Raw genomic sequence first — 18,365 nt, 5'->3', positions numbered from 1 at the left:
CGCCCGCCCGTCATCCCCGATACGAAAGATCTCAACGTCATGTCCGAGTCCGGGTCCACCTACGCCGCCGCGGGCGTCGACATCGAAGCGGGCGACCGCGCCGTCGAGCTGATGAAGGAGTGGGTGAAGAAGGCGAGCCGGCCCGAGGTCGTGGGCGGCCTCGGCGGTTTCGCCGGGCTCTTCGACGCCTCCGCGCTGGCCCGCTACCGGCGTCCACTGCTCGCCTCCGCCACCGATGGGGTCGGCACCAAGGTGGACATCGCCCGGCGGATGGGCGTGTACGACACCATCGGCCGCGACCTGGTCGGCATGGTCGTGGACGACCTGGTGGTCTGCGGTGCCGAGCCGCTGTTCATGACCGACTACATCTGTGTCGGCAAGGTCTACCCGGAGCGCGTCGCGGCCGTCGTCAAGGGCATCGCCGAGGGCTGCACCCTCGCGGGCTGCGCCCTGGTGGGCGGCGAGACCGCCGAGCACCCGGGGCTGTTGGGCGCTGATGACTTCGATGTCGCCGGGGCCGGTACGGGCGTGGTCGAGGCCGATCGGGTGCTGGGCGCGGATCGTATCCGAACGGGTGATGCGGTGATCGCCATGGCATCGTCCGGACTTCACTCGAACGGGTACTCACTCGTCCGCCATGTGCTGTTCGACCGGGCGGGCTGGGCGCTGGACCGCGAGGTGCCGGAGCTCGGCCGGACGCTGGGCGAGGAGCTGCTGGAGCCCACCCGGATCTACTCGCTGGACTGTCTGGCCCTCACCCGCACCACCGAGGTGCACGCCTTCTCGCACATCACCGGTGGCGGGCTGGCCAACAACCTGGCACGGGTCATCCCCGAGGGGCTGCGCGCGGTCGTGGACCGCTCGACCTGGGCCCCCGCCCCGGTCTTCCGGCTGGTCGGCGAGGCCGGTTCGGTCGAGCGGCCGGAGCTGGAGAAGACCCTCAACATGGGCGTGGGCATGGTGGCCGTGGTCCCGGCGGACTCCGTGGATGTGGCGCTCACCACGCTCGCCGACCGTGGTGTCGAGGCCTGGGTCGGCGGTGAGATCACCGAGCGCACGGCCGGGGACGCGGAAGCGGTGACCCTGACCGGTGACCATGCGGACTGAGTCGGCCGTGCCGGGTGTGCGGACAGCACAGAAGCCGGCCCGAGGCGGGTGCCCCGGACCGGTGGAGGTGTGCGGCGATAAGCCGAGCGCCTGGAACGTGTGGTTCAGGCGCGGCGACGCTGCGGGGACGGATCCGACTGTTCGTCGTCCTCGTCCTCATCGTCGTTGTACAGATCCGCGTACTGTGCGTACGGGTCGTCGTCCAGCTCATCGTCCTCGAACCGCTCACCGTTCGGCGGCTGGTTCGATGTCGATGCGCCCAGCTCCTCGGCCAGGCGTGAGAGATCCGTCCCACCGCTGTTGTACTTCAGCTGGCGGGCGACCTTCGTCTGCTTGGCCTTGGCCCGGCCGCGCCCCATGGCTCGACCCCCTCAACGACGGGGCTCGACGGCCCCAGAGTCTTGACACGCGTTCACGTTCATAAATCAGAGCGGACTCTCAGAAGAGAGACCGGTCCGTAGGGCTTCAACCGTACCTGCTTCTGTGGCCATACGGTACGTCGCCCACACGACGTGCCACGAGGCAGAACCCGCGAGGAGCCCGTTCCTCGCTGGTCAGCTGCGATTTTAACGTGTCTTGTGCGCCGACCCGCCGACGGGCCGTGAGGGATCTCTCCCCGATGGCCCCCAGAGGGCTCTCACATCCCCCGTACGGCCGCCTCAGGCAAGGGACCCGCACGGCCCGTCCGCGCGGGTCTCACATCGCCTCTCAGGCGCTCTCAGACGCTTCCAGCGGCCCTCGAGCGCCCCTCGGCCCATGCCCCTGGCATCTGCCAGGCCGCGGCTCAGGCGTCATGGCCCTCCGCCATCCGGTGCTCGGCCAACCGGTCGGCCGCCGCGGCGGCCGGGATGCCGTCGGTCCGTGCCCGATCGAATATGGCCAGCGTCGTGTCGAAGATCTTCGCCGCCTTGGCCTTGGCCCGGTCGAAGTCGAACCCGTGCAGCTCGTCGGCCACCTGGATGACACCGCCCGCGTTCACCACGTAGTCCGGCGCGTAGAGGATGCCGCGGCCGTCCAGGTCCTTCTCGACGCCCGGGTGGGCCAGCTGGTTGTTGGCCGCGCCGCACACCACCTTCGCGGTCAGGACGGGCACCGTGTCGTCGTCCAGGGCGCCACCGAGCGCGCACGGGGCGTAGACGTCCAGGTCGGCGCGGATCAGCGCCTCGGTGTCCCGGACCGCCTGGACGCGGGGGTGGCGGGCCAGCACGCGGTCCACCGACTCGGTGCGCACATCCGTGACCACGACCTCGGCGCCGTCCTCCAGCAGGTGCTCCACCAGGTGGTGGCCGACCTTGCCGACCCCCGCGATGCCGACCCGGCGGCCGCGCAGCGTGGGCGCGCCCCAGGACGCCTGGGCGCTCGCCCGCATCCCCTGGAAGACGCCGAAGGCGGTCAGCACCGAGGAGTCCCCGGCGCCGCCGTTCTCGGGGGAGCGGCCGGTGGTCCAGGGGCACTCGCGGGCGACGACGTCCATGTCGGCCACATAGGTGCCCACGTCACAGGCGGTGACATAGCGACCGCCGAGGGAGGCCACGAAGCGGCCGTAGGCGAGCAGCAGCTTCTCGGTCTTGATCTCCTCGGGATCGCCGAGGATCACCGCCTTGCCGCCGCCGTGGTCGAGCCCGGCGAGCGCGTTCTTGTAGGACATGCCGCGGGCGAGGTTGAGCGCGTCGAGGACCGCCGCGTCTTCGGGGTGCTCCTCGGAGGCGTAGGCGTGGAAGCGGGTGCCGCCGAGGGCCGGGCCCAGGGCGGTGGAGTGGATGGCGATGACGGCTTTCAGGCCGCTCTCCCGGTCCTGGCAGAGCAGTACCTGCTCATGCCCGCCGAGATCGGAGCGGAACAGTGTCGAAAGCGGTGAGAGAGGGTTCGGCACGCGACTCTCCGTCGGACCGTCGGCGCTGACGGTGTGACGTACGTCGGTCACGGTGGTGACTCCCATAGGTCGGGGAAGACGCCCTCCTTGCTGGTGGGGAGGGCCGTGGGCACGAGGGTAAGCCCTGGGGCCCCGGGGGATCGGCCATGTCCCCGACGAGTCCGTATGCCGGGCATGGGACGATGCCGTCAGCTGGGGGTAAGGGAGCCCCCGGCGGTGGTCTCAGCCTTGAGGGAGCGCGTGTGACCTTGGCGTCTTCGGTGATTGTTCCGTACGCGGCGTATCTCCGGGTCTATGAGCCACTGGCGGCGTTCCCGGAGCCGGAGAGATCGCACTGGGCGCGGTACGCCAAGCGCGACGACCTGCCGGACGCGCAGGACGAGCTGCGCCGCTCGCTCGCGGACCTGCTGCCGGTCCCCCCGGTGCCGGTTCCGGTGCAGGAGAGCGCGGACGCCTTCGTGGCGCTCGTGGACGGCGTCACCTGCGTCTGCCCGTGGCGCACCCGGCTGAGGGGCTGGCTGGCCCTGGAGGAGCTCCCGGAACTCCTTCCCGGGGCCCTTCTGGACGCGGCCCTGCCCCCGGTGGTGCGCCGGCAGGCGGTGGCCGACTTCGAGCGGTGGCTGGAGCGCAACCCGGACGCCCGGCCGTGGATCCGCTCGGCCACCTGGCATGTGCCGGTGCGCTGGTTCGTGCTCTTCGGGGACGAGGAGCGCGAGTTCACCAAGGGTGACGACGGCCTCATCCTCCGCTACCGCACGCCGATGGTCCAGGCCAGGCGCCGGGTGGCGCGTGGCCTTAAGGTGCTCAAGGAGGCTCTTGGTGAGGGGCCGCTGATCGACGGGCTGGTGGACGTCGGCCGGTGGCTCGAGGAGTTTCACCCACGGTCGCTGGTCGAGCTGGACTACGGCGGTCTGGTGCACGCGCTGCCGGCCGGGCAGTTGGAGGACGACCACTCGGCCGCGGATGTGGCGGAGGGCCTGGCGGCGCTGCGCGACGGGGACGGGGAGCGCGCGGGCGTGGCGTACGAGCGGCTGACCGACCGCTGGAGCGTGGTCCGCGGGCGGCAGAACGCGAGCTGAACGCCCGGCCGAACGGGCGCCGGGTGGCCGGTGGAGCGGGTCTCCGGAACAGAGGGGACGTAGGTCCCTATCCGGGCCATTGCCTCAATCGTGACCTAAAGCACTGACTTCGGGCCTTGCGGTAATCACCCATCCTCGTGTCAAAATAGGACAAGGAGTCCGGGAGGGGCTCCTTCCGCCCAACTATGGGCGGATTCATCGGTATTGCACTTCTTGACGGATCTGGTGACCCCTGATCCTGTTGTGACTGATCGTCACGGCCGCGTGACAGTCCGTTATGGCATGGTCCATCGGCTTCCGTCGAGGTTGGTCACCTGAGAGGGCAATTCCATCGGTTTGGCCGACGGGGCTGGACAGATGGTGTAGTTGTAGTGCCGAGGACAAGCCGTTCGTCCTATAACCGACTCGGCCCGCGTCCGCCATTTCGGGCAACGTGGGTCAAGGTGCAGAATTTAGAGGAAAGAACCGTGATGGTTCGGTTCTCCCGAGGAGGCCGCTCATGACCGCTCGCACCCCTGATGCCGAGCCGCTGCTGACCCCGGCTGAGGTTGCCACGATGTTCCGCGTGGACCCGAAGACGGTCACTCGCTGGGCGAAGGCAGGCAAGCTCACGTCGATCCGAACGCTCGGAGGGCATCGGCGCTACCGCGAAGCGGAGGTCCGTGCTCTTCTTGCGGGCATCCCGCAGCAGCGCAGCGAGGGCTGAATAACCGCATAACCGGGCATTTCCGGGCCCCCCAGCCCGGCTTTCGCCTGTATAGCTCCATATTGCTTCACCACGACGGGTGCCTGCCCCAACAGGCCCTCCACCGCTCGACATGGGTGCGTCGTTGATCGCGCTGGACTCCGCCGGGTCCGGCGCGATCTTTTTATGTCCGGGAACGGTCTTCCGGAGGGTGCCTCCAGGGGGCTTCAAGTGGCTCTGGAAGCGCAATCGTTCGGGTTGTGCGGGGTGGTCCGCAAGGGGCTTGAGGAGGCGCGCGGAGCGCTTCCGGGAGGTCCGTGAGGGTCATGGACAGAGGGTGCAATTGCACATATTAAATTGACCTGTGATGAGCAGGGTGTAAGTTCCCTCACTCCGGAAACCCATTCGGTGACTCCCGTCACACGCCCCAACCCTTGCCCTGTTCCTAGTAGTTACGCTAGGGGCAACTGCGGTAAGGGCTTACCGAGTTGACCCCGGCGAGGCCCTCGTCGTCCCCTCGCGCTCCCCGTGCCCGGCCCTGTCGCCCGCCTCGTCGGCCGCCGGGTGCTCCATCGCCAGCCGCAGCAGGCGATGGCAGATCGGGCAGTGCCGGGTGAAGTGGCGGTTGCCCGCGGCGGCCGCCAGATGGGCCCGCAGCAGCGCCCTGGTCTCATGCTTCGCGGACGTCGTCATACGCCGCACCTCCCGCGCACCCCCACGCACACCTTTTAGTTTGGGTACCTCTGTGTGCGGTGTGCCGTCAAGACGCCAAAGGCCCGGATCCGTATCCGGATCCGGGCCTTTGGCGTAAGCGGTCCTGACGGGATTTGAACCCGCGGCCTCCACCTTGACAGGGTGGCGAGCACTCCAAACTGCTCCACAGGACCAACAGTGGCGCTTGCGGCTCCGCCGCCGTGCGCCGCGCCGTGTGCGCTGCGATGCAGACTCTACAGCAGGTCAGGGCGTGCGGTCGAACTCGCGCCCGGTGGCGCTCCGGCGGCCCGCCGGAGCCCCCGGGACACCCTTACGGCGCCACCGCGTCGATGGCCTTCACGATGCGCTTGTCGGACACCGGATAGGCCGTGCCGAGGGCGTGTGCGAAGTAGCTGACCCGCAGCTCCTCGATCATCCAGCGGATCTCCAGCGCCTCCTGGGGCACCGGGCGCCCCGGCGGGAACTGCTCCAGCAGCCAGGCGTACTCGTCCCGCATCTCCCGCACCTTCGCCAGCCGGGCGCGGTCCCGTTCGGCGTTGCCAGGAAGCTGCTGGAGCCGCCGGTCCACGGCCACCAGATAGCGCATGAGGTCCGGAAGCCGCCGTACGCCGTGCGCGGTCACGAAACCCGGGGTGATGAGCTCGGAGAGCTGCTCCCTGATGTCCGTCAGGGACGGCAGCAGCACCGGGCTGCTGGTGGTCTTCAGCCGCCGCTCGCACGACTGCCAGGCCGCCAGCACCTCCTGGACCTTGCGCACCGTCTCCAGCGTGGCGTCCATGATGTCGCTGCGGACGGCGTCGAAGAGCTTGCGGAACGACTCCTCGTCCCAGGCCGGGCCGCCACGGGCCGCGATCAGCCGGTCGGCCGCCGCGGCCACACAGTCGTCGAACAGCGCCTGCACACTGCCGTGGGGGCTGCTGGAGAGCGCCAGCTTGGCCTGGTTGGAGAGCTTGCCCTGGACGAACTTCGCCGGGTTGGACGGCAGCTGGAGCAGGATCAGCCGGCGGGTCCCCCGCCACATCGCCTCCCGCTGCTCGGCCTCGGTGTCGAAGAGCCGTACGGCCACCGAGGAGCCCTCGTCGACGAGCGCCGGATACGCCTTGACCGGCTGGCCGCCGCGGCGCGTCTCGAAGGTGCGCGGCAGCGTCCCGACCGTCCACCGGGTCAGCCCGCCGCGCTGCTCGATCCCCACCGCCTCCTTGGAGGACTCGAACGCCTTGGAGATCGCGGCCCGCGTCTTCGGCCGCAGCCGCAGCTTCAGCGCCTCCAGGTCCTTGTCCTCGGCCAGCTTGCGGCGCCGCTCGTCGACCACCCGGAAGGTGATCTTCAGGTGGTCGGGGACCTTCGCCGGGTCCCAGTCCTCCGGCTCGATCCGTACGCCCACCATCCGCTGGAGCTCCCGCCCCAGCGCCGCCGTCAGCGGCTCCTGGAGGGGGACAGCGCTTTCCAGGAAGCGCTTGGCGTAGTTGGGCGCCGGGACGTAGTGACGGCGGACCGGTTTGGGCAGCGAGCGGATCAGCTCGGTGACCAGGTCCTCCCGCAGGCCCGGGAGCTGCCAGTCGAAGCCGTCCGGGGTGACCTGGTTGAGCACCTGGAGCGGGATGTGGACGGTCACGCCGTCCGCGTCCGCCCCCGGCTCGAACTGATAGGTCACCTTGAACTTGAGCTTCCCCTGGCGCCAGGAGTCCGGATAGGCGTCCTTGGTGACGCCCTGCGCCCGCTCGTTGATGAGCATGGACTTCTCGAAGTTGAGAAGCTCCGGCGCGGTGCCCCCTTCGCGTTGCTTGTGCTTCCACCACGAGTCGAAGTGCGCACCGGAGACCACATGCTCGGGGATCCGCTGGTCGTAGAAGTCGAAGAGCGTCTCGTCGTCCACCAGGATGTCGCGGCGCCTGGCGCGGTGCTCCAGCTCCTCGACCTCGCCGAGCAGCTTGCGGTTGTCGTGGAAGAACTGGTGGTGGGTGCGCCAGTCGCCCTCCACCAGGGCGTTGCGGATGAACAGGTCGCGGCTGGTCTCGGGGTCGATCCGGCCGTAGTTGACCTTCCGCTGGGCGACGATCGGCACCCCGTAGAGCGTGACCCGCTCATACGCCATCACCGCGGCCTGCTTCTGCTCCCAGTGCGGTTCGCTGTAGGTGCGCTTGACCAGGTGCTGGGCGAGCGGTTCGATCCACTCCGGCTCGATCCGGGCATTGACCCGCGCCCACAGCCGGGAGGTCTCCACCAGCTCCGCCGACATCACCCACCGCGGCGGCTTCTTGAACAGCGCCGAACCGGGGAAGACCGCGAACTTGGCGCTGCGCGCGCCCACGTACTCGTTCTTGTCGGTGTCCTTGAGCCCGACGTGCGACAGCAGCCCGGACAGCAGCGATGTGTGCACGCGGTCCGGCGCCGCGTCCTGCTCGGACATGTGGATGTCCATGGTCTTGGCGACCGTGCGCAGTTGGCTGTAGATGTCCTGCCATTCGCGTATGCGCAGGTAGTTGAGGTATTCCTGGCGGCACATCCGGCGGAAGGCGGAGGAGGACAGCTCCTTCTGCCGCTCCCGGACGTATTTCCACAGGTTGAGGAAGGCCAGGAAGTCGCTGGTCTCGTCCCGGAAGCGGGCGTGCTGCTGGTCGGCCTGCTGCTGCTTGTCCGACGGGCGCTCGCGCGGGTCCTGGATGGACAGCGCCGCCGCGATCACCATGACCTCGCGGACACAGCCGTTGCGATCCGCCTCCAGCACCATCCGGGCCAGCCGCGGGTCCACCGGCAGCTGGGCCAGCTTCCGGCCGACCTGGGTGAGCCGCTTGCGCGGGTCCTTCTGCTTGCTGTCCAGGGCGTGCAGCTCCTCCAGGAGCTGGACGCCGTCCTTGATGTTGCGGCGGTCCGGCGGGTCGATGAACGGGAACTTCTCGATGTCGCCGAGGCCGGCGGCGGTCATCTGGAGGATGACGGAGGCCAGGTTGGTCCGCAGGATCTCGGCGTCGGTGAACTCCGGGCGGGTGGTGAAGTCGTCCTCGGAGTACAGCCGGACGCAGATGCCGTCGCTGGTCCGGCCGCAGCGGCCCTTGCGCTGATTGGCGCTGGCCTGGGAGATCGGCTCGATGGGCAGCCGCTGGACCTTGGTGCGATGGCTGTAGCGGGAGATCCGGGCGGTGCCCGGGTCGATCACGTAGCGGATGCCGGGGACGGTCAGCGAGGTCTCGGCCACGTTCGTCGCCAGCACGATGCGGCGGCCGGTGTGTCTCTGGAAGACCCGGTGCTGCTCGGCGTGCGACAGCCGCGCGTACAGCGGAAGCACCTCGGTGACCGGGAGCCTCCTCTTGTTCAGCGCGTCCGCGGTGTCACGGATCTCCCGCTCCCCGGAGAGGAAGACCAGGATGTCGCCGGGGCCCTCGGCCTGGAGCTCGTCGACCGCGTCGCAGATCGCGGTGATCTGGTCGCGGTCGCTGTCCTCGCCGCCCTCCTCGAGCAGCGGGCGGTAGCGCACCTCGACCGGATATGTACGCCCGCTGACCTCGACGATCGGAGCGTCACCGAAATGGCGGGAGAAGCGCTCGGGGTCGATCGTGGCGGAGGTGATCACGACCTTGAGGTCGGGGCGGCGGGGCAGCAGCTGGGCCAGATAGCCGAGCAGGAAGTCGATGTTGAGGCTGCGCTCATGGGCCTCGTCGATGATGATCGTGTCGTACTGGCGCAGCTCGCGGTCGGTCTGGATCTCGGCGAGCAGAATGCCGTCCGTCATCAGCTTGACGTGGGTGTCCTGGCCCACCTGGTCGGTGAAGCGGACCTTCCAGCCGACCGACTCGCCGAGCGGTGAGCGCATCTCCTCTGCGATGCGCTCGGCCACGGTGCGGGCCGCGATCCGGCGCGGCTGGGTATGGCCGATGAGGCCCTTGACGCCGCGTCCCAGCTCCAGACAGACCTTGGGAATCTGGGTGGTCTTCCCGGAGCCGGTCTCACCCGCGACGATCACCACCTGGTGATCCCGGACGGCCTCGAGGATCGCGTCCTTCTTCTGGCTGACCGGCAGCTCTTCCGGATAGGTGATGGCCGGAACCGCGGCGCGGCGGTCGGCGACCCGCAACTCGGCACGGGTCATCTCCTCGGCGATCTCGCCGAGCACGGCCGCACGGGCCTCGGGTTTACGGATCCGGCGCGCACCGTCGAGCCGGCGCCCCAGCCGCTGCTGGTCGCGCAGCATCAGCTCGGGCAGCCGCTCCAGCAGGGCGGGCAGGGCGGGGGCAGGCGTGGTGGACATACGGATCCCAGGATCTCACCTCCGGAAAACGGCTGGCGAACCATTTCCGTCCGCGCCGCGTGGCGCGATATGTGGGATATGTACCGGTTCATCGCCTTAGCGTGATCCCATGGCCGATGACCGGGCGCAGCGCCCCGACCCCGAGCGCCGATCGCTGCGATCGGTGTGGACGTCCCTCGTATCGGCGTGGTCGTCCTTCGCATCGGCGTGGAGGCGGTGCACATCGGCGTGGACGCGGTTCAAGCGAACCCCCTTCTTCCCCGCGACGGTCATCGTGCTGATCATCTCCGCGGGGGCGGGGCTCTTCGCGGGCTCGTACACCTACGCCTTCGCGAACCCCACCCCCCGGAACGTTCCCACCGCCGTCGTGGTCCCCGACCACGGCGCCGCCCCGCTGAACCGGTTCCTCGCCGGGATGGAGCAGGCCCTGAACGCCTCCCTCCGGCCGCGTCCCTACCCCAGCTACGCCGAGGCCCGCTGGTCCCTGGAGGAACAGCGGGTCTTCGCGGTCCTCCAGGTACGGGGCCGCGGCGTACGGATGGATGTGGCGAGCGCGGCCGGGGCGACCGTCGCCCAGGTGCTCGGCCAGGCCGCGGGCAAGGTCGGCCGGGTCTCCGGGGTGCCGGTCACGGTCGAGGACGTGAAACCGCTGCAGCCCGGCGATCCGCGCGGCCTCGCGGTCTTCTACATCTCGCTGGCCGCCACGATCATCGGTTTCCTCGGCGCCATCCAGCTCACCGTGAACGCCTCCGCGCTCAACCCGGCCGAGCGGATCGCCTTCATGATCGCGTACGCCCTGCTCGGCGGGTTCACCATCGCGGTGATCGTCGACCAGGGGCTGGGCGCGCTCCGGCTCCCCTTTCCGGAGTCCTGGGCGATCCTGGCGATGACGATGTTCACCTCGGGGCTGGTGTTCTCCATGTTCAACGTCCTCTTCGGGCGCTGGGCGCTCATCCCCACCTGGGGTCTGATGGTGCTCCTGGGCAACCCCTCCTCCGGCGGCGCCGTCTCCTGGCCCCTGCTCCCCTCCCTCCTCGGCACCGTCGGCCGCTGGCTCCCGCCGGGTGCCTCGGTCAACGCCCAGCACACCGCGATCTACTTCCGCGCCCATCAGCACGCCTTTCCGTTCCTGGTGCTGGTCGGGTGGTGCCTGGTGTCCGCCGTCGTCTTCTGGACCTGGCGCCACCGCCACCCGGGCGGACGACCGCCGAGCGCGACGCCGACGCGGTGCTGAGGCGTGTCGTCCGGGCCGCCCGACGGACCGCACCGCAACCCGCCTGCGCCGGGCGCCCGCCCCTCCCCAACTGCGGCACCCCCACGGAAGCACCGCCCAGGCCCCGGAGCCGGGGGTTTTGCCTCCCTAACCGCGGCAAGGCCCCAGCCCCCCACAGGAGCTCCGCTCCAGGTCCCGGAGTCGGGGTTTCGCCTCCCCGGCCGCGGCGAAGTCGCAGCCTCCATGGGGGCACCGCTCCAGGTCCCGGAGCCGGGGGTTCGCCTCCCCAATCGCGGCAAGGCCCCAGCCCCTACGGGGGCACCGCTCCAGGCCCCGGAGTCGGGGGTTTCGCCTCCCCCCAATCGTGGCAAAGTCCCAGCCCCTCACCGGAGCACCGCCCAGGCCCCGGAGCCGGGGTCCCTGGGCCCCGTGCCGGGGGGCGCCTCGGAGCTCGAAGCCGGGACTACCCGCCCCGCAGCATCGCCACACGGCTCCGCCGCGTGGCAGGGCGGCCCCCGGGGTCCAGGGGCGGAGCCCTTGGTATCGGGAAGGGGCGGGGAGGGGAAAGGCCCGCCGGACACCCCTGCCGCCCAGGCCACCCGGGCACACGGGCACACGGGCACCCGGGCACACGACCACCCAGGCACACGAAAAAAGTCCCTCCCCTGTTGACCAGGGGAGGGACTTTTCTAAGGAGCGCCGAGCAGGCCTTGCACCTACATCCCTCGTTTGGAGACGAGTATCTTTCCTTAGACGACCGACGCATCAACTCCCGCCCTCCGGGGCGGCGTTGCGAGATCAACTATACCCCATCCGGGGGATCACAGCCGCCACAGCGGAGCGTCGTACCGCTCGGGCTGAGTCCCGATCAGCAGGGCCCGCAGATCCGCGCGTTGGACCCCGCTCAGCCCGAGCACCTCGGTGAGACGCCGGAAGGTCGTATGACTGACCCCCCGCGCACGGGCCTCCTCCGCGAAGCGGGCGACCCCGGCGAGCACGGCCCTGGGCCGGAACGGACCCTCGGGCGCCGCCCCGAACCGCGCGGCCTTCTCCCGCTCGTAGTCGATCTCCGAGTAGCCGCAGATCTCCCGGCAGTACCGCTCGGCCTCGGCGAGGCCGGTGGTGTCGGCGATGGCCCGGGCCAGCCGGTTCCGGCGGAACGCGGTGTCGAGGTCCGCCTCATGGATCACGGCCCCGCCGTCCGTCAGCGGAATGGTGAGCCCCGCGTCCCGTACCTCGCACACCCCACGCACCCCCCGTGCCGCGGCCGTGAGCATGCCGGTGGCCTCCGACGGATGCCACTCCATGACGGGCCCGATGGGCGCGACATCGTCGGCGGTCAGCGTATGGACCACCGTCTCCAACCGTTCGTACAGCGCCTCCACCGGAATCTCCCCGTCCAGCCCGGGCCCGGCGACCAGCAGCCGGACCTCCGCGTTCACCTGCGCACACGCGGCGAGCGACAGCGCGTCCCCGAGCGGGCTCCGCAGCGTCGGCTCATCGCCGTGCGCGAGGATGTCGCCGCCCACGTCCAGCAGGTCGATCGACGTAGGGGCCAGGTGCCCGATCAGCTCTTCCAGTTGCCGGACCATGCCCTCCACACCGTGGTGGGGGTCGAGCAGCGCGAAGGTGTGCGGCAGTTCGGCGGCCAGCCGGGGCAGTGTGGACCCGGCGGGCGCCACCGGCTTCGCCTCCCCGGGCACGGCGTACACGCTCGGCGTCAGCGCCCGCAGACCGGTGAAGTCGGCCGCTGTCCGGGGCCCGGGGGCGGGATCGACGAGGAGCCGGTCCCAGGCATAGGTCAGGATCACCGCCTGGTCACCGGCCGTCTCGGCCGTTCCGCGCCCGTACAGGGCCCGGTCGAGCACCGCGGCGGCAACGGCGTCCCCGCCTCCTCCGCCCGCCACGATCAGCCGCGTCATCCGCCCAGCGTACGGCCGGAACGGACAATTCCGTCGTACGGGACGCGGCGGTCACCGGCGCGCGGTGAACCCGCCGTCCACGGCCGACCGCAGCGCCTCCGCAACGCGGGTGGGTCGCCCAGGGGCTGCCCGCTCACTTGTGGTCACGGAGGAAGGCAGGGGTGTCGGCTCGGGTCGGGTAGTCGGGCAGCGGTGCGGGCTTGTCCCGGAGGAACGCGGTGATGACGGCTGCCGCTCGTTGGTCGTTGTCATCCAGGCCGTTCCACATGTGGTGGCCGACGCCGGGCAGGTACTGGGTGCGCTGGATGGCGGGGTCGTTCGCGAGGATGGTCGTCGCCCACTGCCGGACCTGGGAGGAGCACTCGGCGATCATCAGCATCGCGGGTGTCCGGGAGTGCCTCAGCTGAGGGGCGATGGAGGGGGAGTCTTTGATTGTTTGCTGGACGCGGAGGCTGGCGGCGGCGCTGAAGGAGAAGTTGCCTGCCGTGTCCTCGACCGGGATGCGGTGCGCGTCTTGCGCGCAGTAGGCGGACGCGGTGTCGCTGCCGAGATCGGCGGCGGTGAAGGCGTTGTCGCCCTCCGCCTGTCCTACCAGCTTGTTTTCCGGGCTGAGGAGTCCGAGCCGCATGAGGCCGAACGCGACCGCGTACCGCGGGGTGTGTGTGGAGCGTGGTCCGGTCAGGGCCGGTGCGATGCCGCGGGCCGACGGCAGGCCCTTCTGCCCCGAGATCCGGGCGGTGGGGCCGTCCATCGGGCCTGGCTCGGCGATAACCGCCCGGCGCAGCTGAGCGGCGGTGGCCGGATCGGCCAGGGCGCGGGTGAGCACGGACGCGCCCGAGGAGAATCCCAGGACGTCGACGCGGCCCTTGCCGAGCTTGCCGACGAAGGCGCCGAGGTCACGGACGGACCGGGTGATCGAGTACTGGTCCATGGGCAGCAGGTCGCTGCGTCCACCGCCGGCCTGCTCGTAGGCGTACACGTCGTGGCCCTGCCCCGCGAGCCGCTGCAGGAAGCGGTGGTCGAGGACCGAGATGCCGCGCACCGGCCCGCCGTTGAGGTAGACGAGCGGAGCGCGATGCCGGGGGCTGTTGCCGGTGGCCGGATAGTGGTAGACCGCGACCCGGCTGCCGGTGGTCAGGCGCCAGTGCTCGGTGGTCACGAACGCCAGGGCGGGCGGGTGGCGACGGGTCGTGGGAACGGTCGGGACGCATACCGACAGTGTCAGAGCCGCTGCGACGAGCACCGGCAGGAATGGCACCAGCCGTCCCCGCCAGGACCGGCGGCGGCCCCGCCACAGCGCCGCGACGACCGCGACCCCGACGGTCACCGACCATGCGGCGAACCCTGATCCTGCGCCGTCGGTGGCGATGGTGAGCGCCAGGAAGAAGGCGACCAGCCCCACCGCCGCGGCCGTAGCCGCCAGCAGGCGGCCGACAAAGCGCAAGGGACGTATGACGGACGGTGGCATGGCGGTTCTCCCCGAGTTTTTTGAAACAGCGTTCTGAAACAATGTTATCAGAGCGGGTAGACTTCTCCTCGTGGGAAGGCCGAGAACGAACGACGCCGCCGTCAGAGACCGGCTCGTGGCCTGCGCGACCGAGATGTTCGCCACCCGTCCCCAGGAGTCGGTCACCGTGCGTGCGCTGGCCGCCGCCGCCGGTACGTCGACGGCGGCGGTGTACACGCTGTTCCAGGGCAAGGACGGACTGATCCGTGAGGTGCGCGATCAGGCGGTCGCCGGTCTGTTCCAGGACCTCACGGCCGTTCCTGGCTCGGAGGCCGCCTTGGCGGATCTGCGCGCGCTGGCCGCGGCGTATCGCCATTGGGGACGCGAGCACCGCCACCTGTACACGGTGTTGTTCGGGGGCGCGCAGTCCTTCGTCCCATCGGCCTGGGTCGGCGAACGCGACCCGGTGCGGCCGCTTGTCGCGGCGATCGACCGCGCGGTGGCGGACCATATCCTCGCGGGCGACACCACACTGATCGCCGTCTCGTTGTGGGTCGCCCTGCACGGGCTCGTCTCCCTCGAACTCGCCGGCGGCCTCGATGGCACCGCGGCCGATACCGCGTTCCGGTCATCGATCGATGCCGTACTACGCGGTTGGGCAACCCCCGCCGCCTTCCCTGGCCTTCGACGCACAGACCCGGCGCAGTGAAGCGCTGCGGGACCTGCTCGGCCTCGGCGGTGCCTAGGCGCAGGGCGGTGGTGTACTGCACGATCTGGCCTGCTGGCTGGCCGAAGAAGTCGCGCCGAACCGGCGGCCCCACGAGGTACCAGGGCGGATCCGGCGCCGTTGGCGTCAGCCGTGGGCATCACGGACAACGAAGAAGCCCCCTCCGGATGACCCGGGAGGGGGCTTTGCCCTGGTGAGGGCTGCGGTGGCTGGGGCCGGGGTCGAACCGGCGACCTTCCGCTTTTCAGGCGGACGCTCGTACCAACTGAGCTACCCAGCCGCAGCGGTCCTGACGGGATTTGAACCCGCGGCCTCCACCTTGACAGGGTGGCGAGCACTCCAAACTGCTCCACAGGACCTTGCGTGTACGAGCACGAGTCTCGCACATGTGGGGTGCGGTCCCAACGGGAATTTCCGCTGTGGATTCGCACTCCTTGCGATCTTCGAACCGGGGGCTTGATTGTTCTCCGCCGCGTCGTTGTCGCTGGATCAGCGTATCAGACCTCCGGCCGTGTTCTGACCGCTCACCGGGCGGGCCGGGCCTCGGTGGGAGGGCGGTCGGAGGGAGGCCGGAGGTCTGGCGGGAGCGGTTCGTTTCAGGGGCGGCCGCCGCGCTCCAGGGGGATCTTCTCGCCCGCCTCGATCGCGACCGGTAGCTGGTTCTCGGCGGGCGGTAGGGGGCAGGTCGCGAGGTCGGTATAGGCGCAGGGGAGGTTGGTGGCGCGGTTGAAGTCCAGGGTGACGCGGCCCGCCTCGTCGGGGGCGTCGATCTGGAGGGAGCGGTTCGCGGCGTACGTGGTCACGCCCGAGGTCGCGTCGGTGAGGAGCACCATCAGGGCGCCGGGCCGCTTGCCGTTGAACGCGGTGAGCCGGAACGTCTCGCCGTCCAGTTCGAACTCGACCTGCCCGGGCGAGTCGTAGACGTGCTCCAGGCCCTCCGCCACGGCGCCCACGGTGATCGCGCGGGGCTCGTCAAAGGGGAGGTAGCGGCCGGTGCGGACCCAGCGGGGGTCGGGGGCGTAGGCGGGGGTGCGGGTGAAGTCCGTACGGAGGGGGTTGCCGGGGTGGCGGGGGCGGACGATGTCGTGGCCGCCGCGCTTGGCGATCTCGATCACCGCGTCGCCGTACCCCGCGTACACGCTGGCCCGCTCGGCGATCGCCCCGAAGACGTGCCGTCCGTGCACCGCCGTGCCGTCGATCGTCAGCTCCTCGCCGTCGGACAGCTCGACCACCACGCCGTCGGGTCCGCTGGACCAGGCCCCGGGGGCGTCCTCGAAGCGGGTCGGCTCCGGGCTCAGCCAGCGCAGGCTGGTGATCGCGAGAAATCCGTGGGGATCGGCGAGCGCCTGCTCATGGGCGCGGTGCCAGCGCTCCCACTCCTCGGCGAAGCTCACCCGGTCGACGTCCTGGACGGTCATCTGCGCTCCCTCGCGTGGGGTCTGCGGCGGGTCCGGTGCCGTCGTACGTATGTACGTACGGCGGCGGCGTCGTTGCGTACGTACGGCAGCGGTGCCTTCGGGTAGCTACAACCGCGTCGGGGAGGGAGTCATTCCGGGAGCCGCGGGACCGGGGGCCATCGTGTGGCGGGTACGAAAAAAGTCACCAGCAGGTACGTTCCGACCTGCGGTGACTCAAGAAGGTGGTGCCCCCAACGGGATTCGAACCCGTGCTACCGCCTTGAAAGGGCGGCGTCCTGGGCCACTAGACGATGAGGGCCGATGGCCCACCTGGGCGCCTTACGGCGCTTTCGGGGACGCGAGAAGCATATGGGATGCCGGTGAGGTTCGCCAAAACGGTTTACGGAGTGGTGGGCGTCGGTGTCGCCCCTGGTCGGTTCTCGGCCGGTAGATGACGGCTGACCTCGGCCTTCGCCAGGCCCAGACCGCCCAGATCGATCTCGTCCCACGCCTGGAGCCGTCGGGTGTCCCGGTCCAGATAGAGGACCGACGCCTGCACCGCGTCCGGTGTGCGGTCGTCCACCGCGCGCAGCCCACTGCCTCCCGTCGACCCCTCGGTCATCAGCCGGGTGCCGCCGGGGAGCACCTCCGTACGGCGGTGATGGACATGGCCGGTGAGGGTGAGCGGCACGGTGCCGTCGGTCTCGCGGGCGGCGATCGGGTTGTGGGCGAGGGCGATGTCGACCGGTGCGGCCGCGTCCTTACGGTCGCGCTTGCGGTCGCGGATCGCCTCGGCGAGCTGCCGTCCGGCGCTGTGCTCCGCCGCGTCACCGGCGGCCGCCGCGGACCGGTCGGGAGTGAACTGCGGATCGCCGATGCCCGCGATCCGCAGCCCGGCGACGGTGATCACGTCGCCGTTGTCCACGACATGCGCGCCCTTGCGCTTGGCCAGATAGCGCTGGGTCGACGCCGAGTCGTGGTTGCCGCGCACCCAGACATAGGGGGCGCCGAGGTCGGAGACGGGGTCGAGGAAGCCGTTCTCGGCGGAGGTGCCGTGGTCCATCGTGTCTCCCGTGTCGATGATCACGTTCACCTTGTACTGCCGCACCAGCGACTGCACGATGTGCCACGCGGCCGGATTGAGATGGACGTCCGAGATGTGCAGCACCCGCATGGTGGTCGGATCGGGCTGGTACGCGGGGAGCGTCGAGGTCGCCTCGTAGAGCTGGGTGACATTGGTCACCAGCCGGGCCAACTCCCGCTGATAGACGTCGAAGTCGGTCACGATGCTGCGCGCGTTACCCACCACGGAGGGGGCGCTGGAGAGCAGCCCGGAGTAGCGCGGCTCCAGGACGGAGTTCGGGTTCCAGGTGGCGTAGACGGCGCCGCCGGAGGCGGTCAGCAGCGTCAGCGCGAGCCCTCCGGCGGCCAGCGCCCGGCGCGGGCGGCGGTAGACGGCCAGGCCCAGCGCGGTGGCGCCGAAGACCACGGCGACGCAGGAGCGGACCGCGAGGCCGAGGGTGCCGCGGGTGATATCGCCCGCGACCTCGTCCTGCAGCCCGGAGAGCCGCTCGGGGTGGTCGACGAGGGCTTGGGACCGTATGGGGTCGAGCCGGTCCACGTCCACGTCTAGGCGGAGCGGGGCGTGGTGGCTGTTCAGCTCGAGCGCGCCCAGCGGGGCCACGTTGATCTTGGTGCCGCCGGTGAGGGACGGCCGCAGCGCCATCCGCGTGTCCATCGGCCCCACGGAGATGTGGACGCTGCCGACCACCAGCAGTCCGACCCAGGCGCCGAGGACGGTCACGGCGGCCAGCCCGGCGGCGCGGACGAGGGGGCGGGGGCGCGCGGTGGGATCGAGCGCCGTGGGGTCGAACGGAGCGGGGTCGAACCGCGGTGGCAGGCGGTTGGGGGACGCGGGAGTCGCGGTGGGGGAGGGGGACGGGGACGGCACGGGG

The 18,365-nt window shown here is 70.3% G+C and carries 13 protein-coding genes and 4 tRNA genes; 5 read left to right on the top strand and 12 right to left on the bottom strand.

Annotation, left to right across the window (positions count from 1 at the left end; genetic code table 11):
* The first annotated feature begins 39 nt into the window (after positions 1 to 39).
* On the top strand, positions 40 to 1,107 hold the full coding sequence (gene purM, locus VT50_RS10155; RefSeq protein WP_046086509.1) for a phosphoribosylformylglycinamidine cyclo-ligase: 1,068 nt from the start codon (positions 40 to 42) through the stop codon (positions 1,105 to 1,107).
* Positions 1,108 to 1,211: 104 nt separating this feature from the next.
* On the opposite strand, the gene VT50_RS10150 is transcribed toward purM, so the two are convergent.
* Complete coding sequence (locus VT50_RS10150; protein WP_046086494.1) at positions 1,212 to 1,466, bottom strand: DUF3073 domain-containing protein; 255 nt, start codon at positions 1,464 to 1,466, stop codon at positions 1,212 to 1,214.
* A 425-nt stretch (positions 1,467 to 1,891) separates the two neighbouring features.
* Complete coding sequence (locus VT50_RS10145) at positions 1,892 to 3,046, bottom strand: Leu/Phe/Val dehydrogenase (RefSeq protein ID WP_046086493.1); 1,155 nt, start codon at positions 3,044 to 3,046, stop codon at positions 1,892 to 1,894.
* A 176-nt stretch (positions 3,047 to 3,222) separates the two neighbouring features.
* On the opposite strand from VT50_RS10145, the gene VT50_RS10140 reads away from it, so the two are divergent.
* Both VT50_RS10140 and bldC read left to right on the top strand, forming a co-directional pair.
* Positions 3,223 to 4,059 (top strand): DUF8083 family protein, encoded by an 837-nt coding sequence (locus VT50_RS10140; protein ID WP_046086492.1) that lies wholly within the window; start codon positions 3,223 to 3,225, stop codon positions 4,057 to 4,059.
* Positions 4,060 to 4,558: 499 nt separating this feature from the next.
* A complete protein-coding gene (gene bldC / locus VT50_RS10135) occupies positions 4,559 to 4,765 on the top strand; it encodes a developmental transcriptional regulator BldC (RefSeq protein WP_020869672.1) in 207 nt (68 codons plus the stop codon).
* A 459-nt stretch (positions 4,766 to 5,224) separates the two neighbouring features.
* Here the strand turns inward: bldC and VT50_RS10130 are convergent, their stop codons facing one another.
* The 3 genes from VT50_RS10130 to hrpA form a co-directional block, all read right to left on the bottom strand.
* Positions 5,225 to 5,437: a DUF6274 family protein gene (locus VT50_RS10130; protein ID WP_046086491.1), complete on the bottom strand. Its 213-nt coding sequence runs from the start codon at positions 5,435 to 5,437 to the stop codon at positions 5,225 to 5,227.
* A 119-nt stretch (positions 5,438 to 5,556) separates the two neighbouring features.
* A tRNA-Asp gene (locus VT50_RS10125) sits at positions 5,557 to 5,631 on the bottom strand.
* 137 nt (positions 5,632 to 5,768) lie between these two features.
* A complete protein-coding gene (gene hrpA, locus VT50_RS10120; RefSeq protein WP_046086490.1) occupies positions 5,769 to 9,704 on the bottom strand; it encodes an ATP-dependent RNA helicase HrpA in 3,936 nt (1,311 codons plus the stop codon).
* A gap of 109 nt (positions 9,705 to 9,813) precedes the next feature.
* On the opposite strand from hrpA, the gene VT50_RS10115 reads away from it, so the two are divergent.
* Positions 9,814 to 10,938: an ABC transporter permease gene (locus VT50_RS10115; protein WP_240529111.1), complete on the top strand. Its 1,125-nt coding sequence runs from the start codon at positions 9,814 to 9,816 to the stop codon at positions 10,936 to 10,938.
* An 800-nt stretch (positions 10,939 to 11,738) separates the two neighbouring features.
* On the opposite strand, the gene VT50_RS10110 is transcribed toward VT50_RS10115, so the two are convergent.
* Positions 11,739 to 12,839 (bottom strand): DUF1152 domain-containing protein, encoded by a 1,101-nt coding sequence (locus VT50_RS10110; RefSeq protein WP_046086489.1) that lies wholly within the window; start codon positions 12,837 to 12,839, stop codon positions 11,739 to 11,741.
* Positions 12,840 to 12,972: 133 nt separating this feature from the next.
* Positions 12,973 to 14,307 (bottom strand): alpha/beta hydrolase, encoded by a 1,335-nt coding sequence (locus VT50_RS10105; RefSeq protein ID WP_046086488.1) that lies wholly within the window; start codon positions 14,305 to 14,307, stop codon positions 12,973 to 12,975.
* 70 nt (positions 14,308 to 14,377) lie between these two features.
* Between VT50_RS10105 and VT50_RS10100 the strand changes: the two genes are divergently transcribed.
* On the top strand, positions 14,378 to 14,995 hold the full coding sequence (locus VT50_RS10100) for a TetR/AcrR family transcriptional regulator (protein ID WP_046086487.1): 618 nt from the start codon (positions 14,378 to 14,380) through the stop codon (positions 14,993 to 14,995).
* Positions 14,996 to 15,219: 224 nt separating this feature from the next.
* Here the strand turns inward: VT50_RS10100 and VT50_RS10095 are convergent.
* The 5 genes from VT50_RS10095 to VT50_RS10075 form a co-directional block, all read right to left on the bottom strand.
* A tRNA-Phe gene (locus VT50_RS10095) sits at positions 15,220 to 15,293 on the bottom strand.
* A 4-nt stretch (positions 15,294 to 15,297) separates the two neighbouring features.
* Positions 15,298 to 15,372: transfer RNA gene (locus tag VT50_RS10090), tRNA-Asp, on the bottom strand.
* 237 nt (positions 15,373 to 15,609) lie between these two features.
* Positions 15,610 to 16,431: a DUF1684 domain-containing protein gene (locus VT50_RS10085; protein WP_046086486.1), complete on the bottom strand. Its 822-nt coding sequence runs from the start codon at positions 16,429 to 16,431 to the stop codon at positions 15,610 to 15,612.
* Positions 16,432 to 16,653: 222 nt separating this feature from the next.
* Positions 16,654 to 16,729 (bottom strand) — tRNA-Glu (locus VT50_RS10080).
* 81 nt (positions 16,730 to 16,810) lie between these two features.
* Complete coding sequence (locus VT50_RS10075) at positions 16,811 to 18,361, bottom strand: metallophosphoesterase family protein (protein WP_420822186.1); 1,551 nt, start codon at positions 18,359 to 18,361, stop codon at positions 16,811 to 16,813.
* Between the last annotated feature and the right edge of the window lie 4 nt (positions 18,362 to 18,365).

Origin of the sequence: Streptomyces antioxidans, assembly GCF_000968685.2 — a bacterium.
Classification (GTDB): domain Bacteria; phylum Actinomycetota; class Actinomycetes; order Streptomycetales; family Streptomycetaceae; genus Streptomyces; species Streptomyces antioxidans.
The sequence above is the reverse complement of the archived record's forward strand: the minus strand, read 5'-3'. Positions and strand labels throughout refer to the sequence as shown.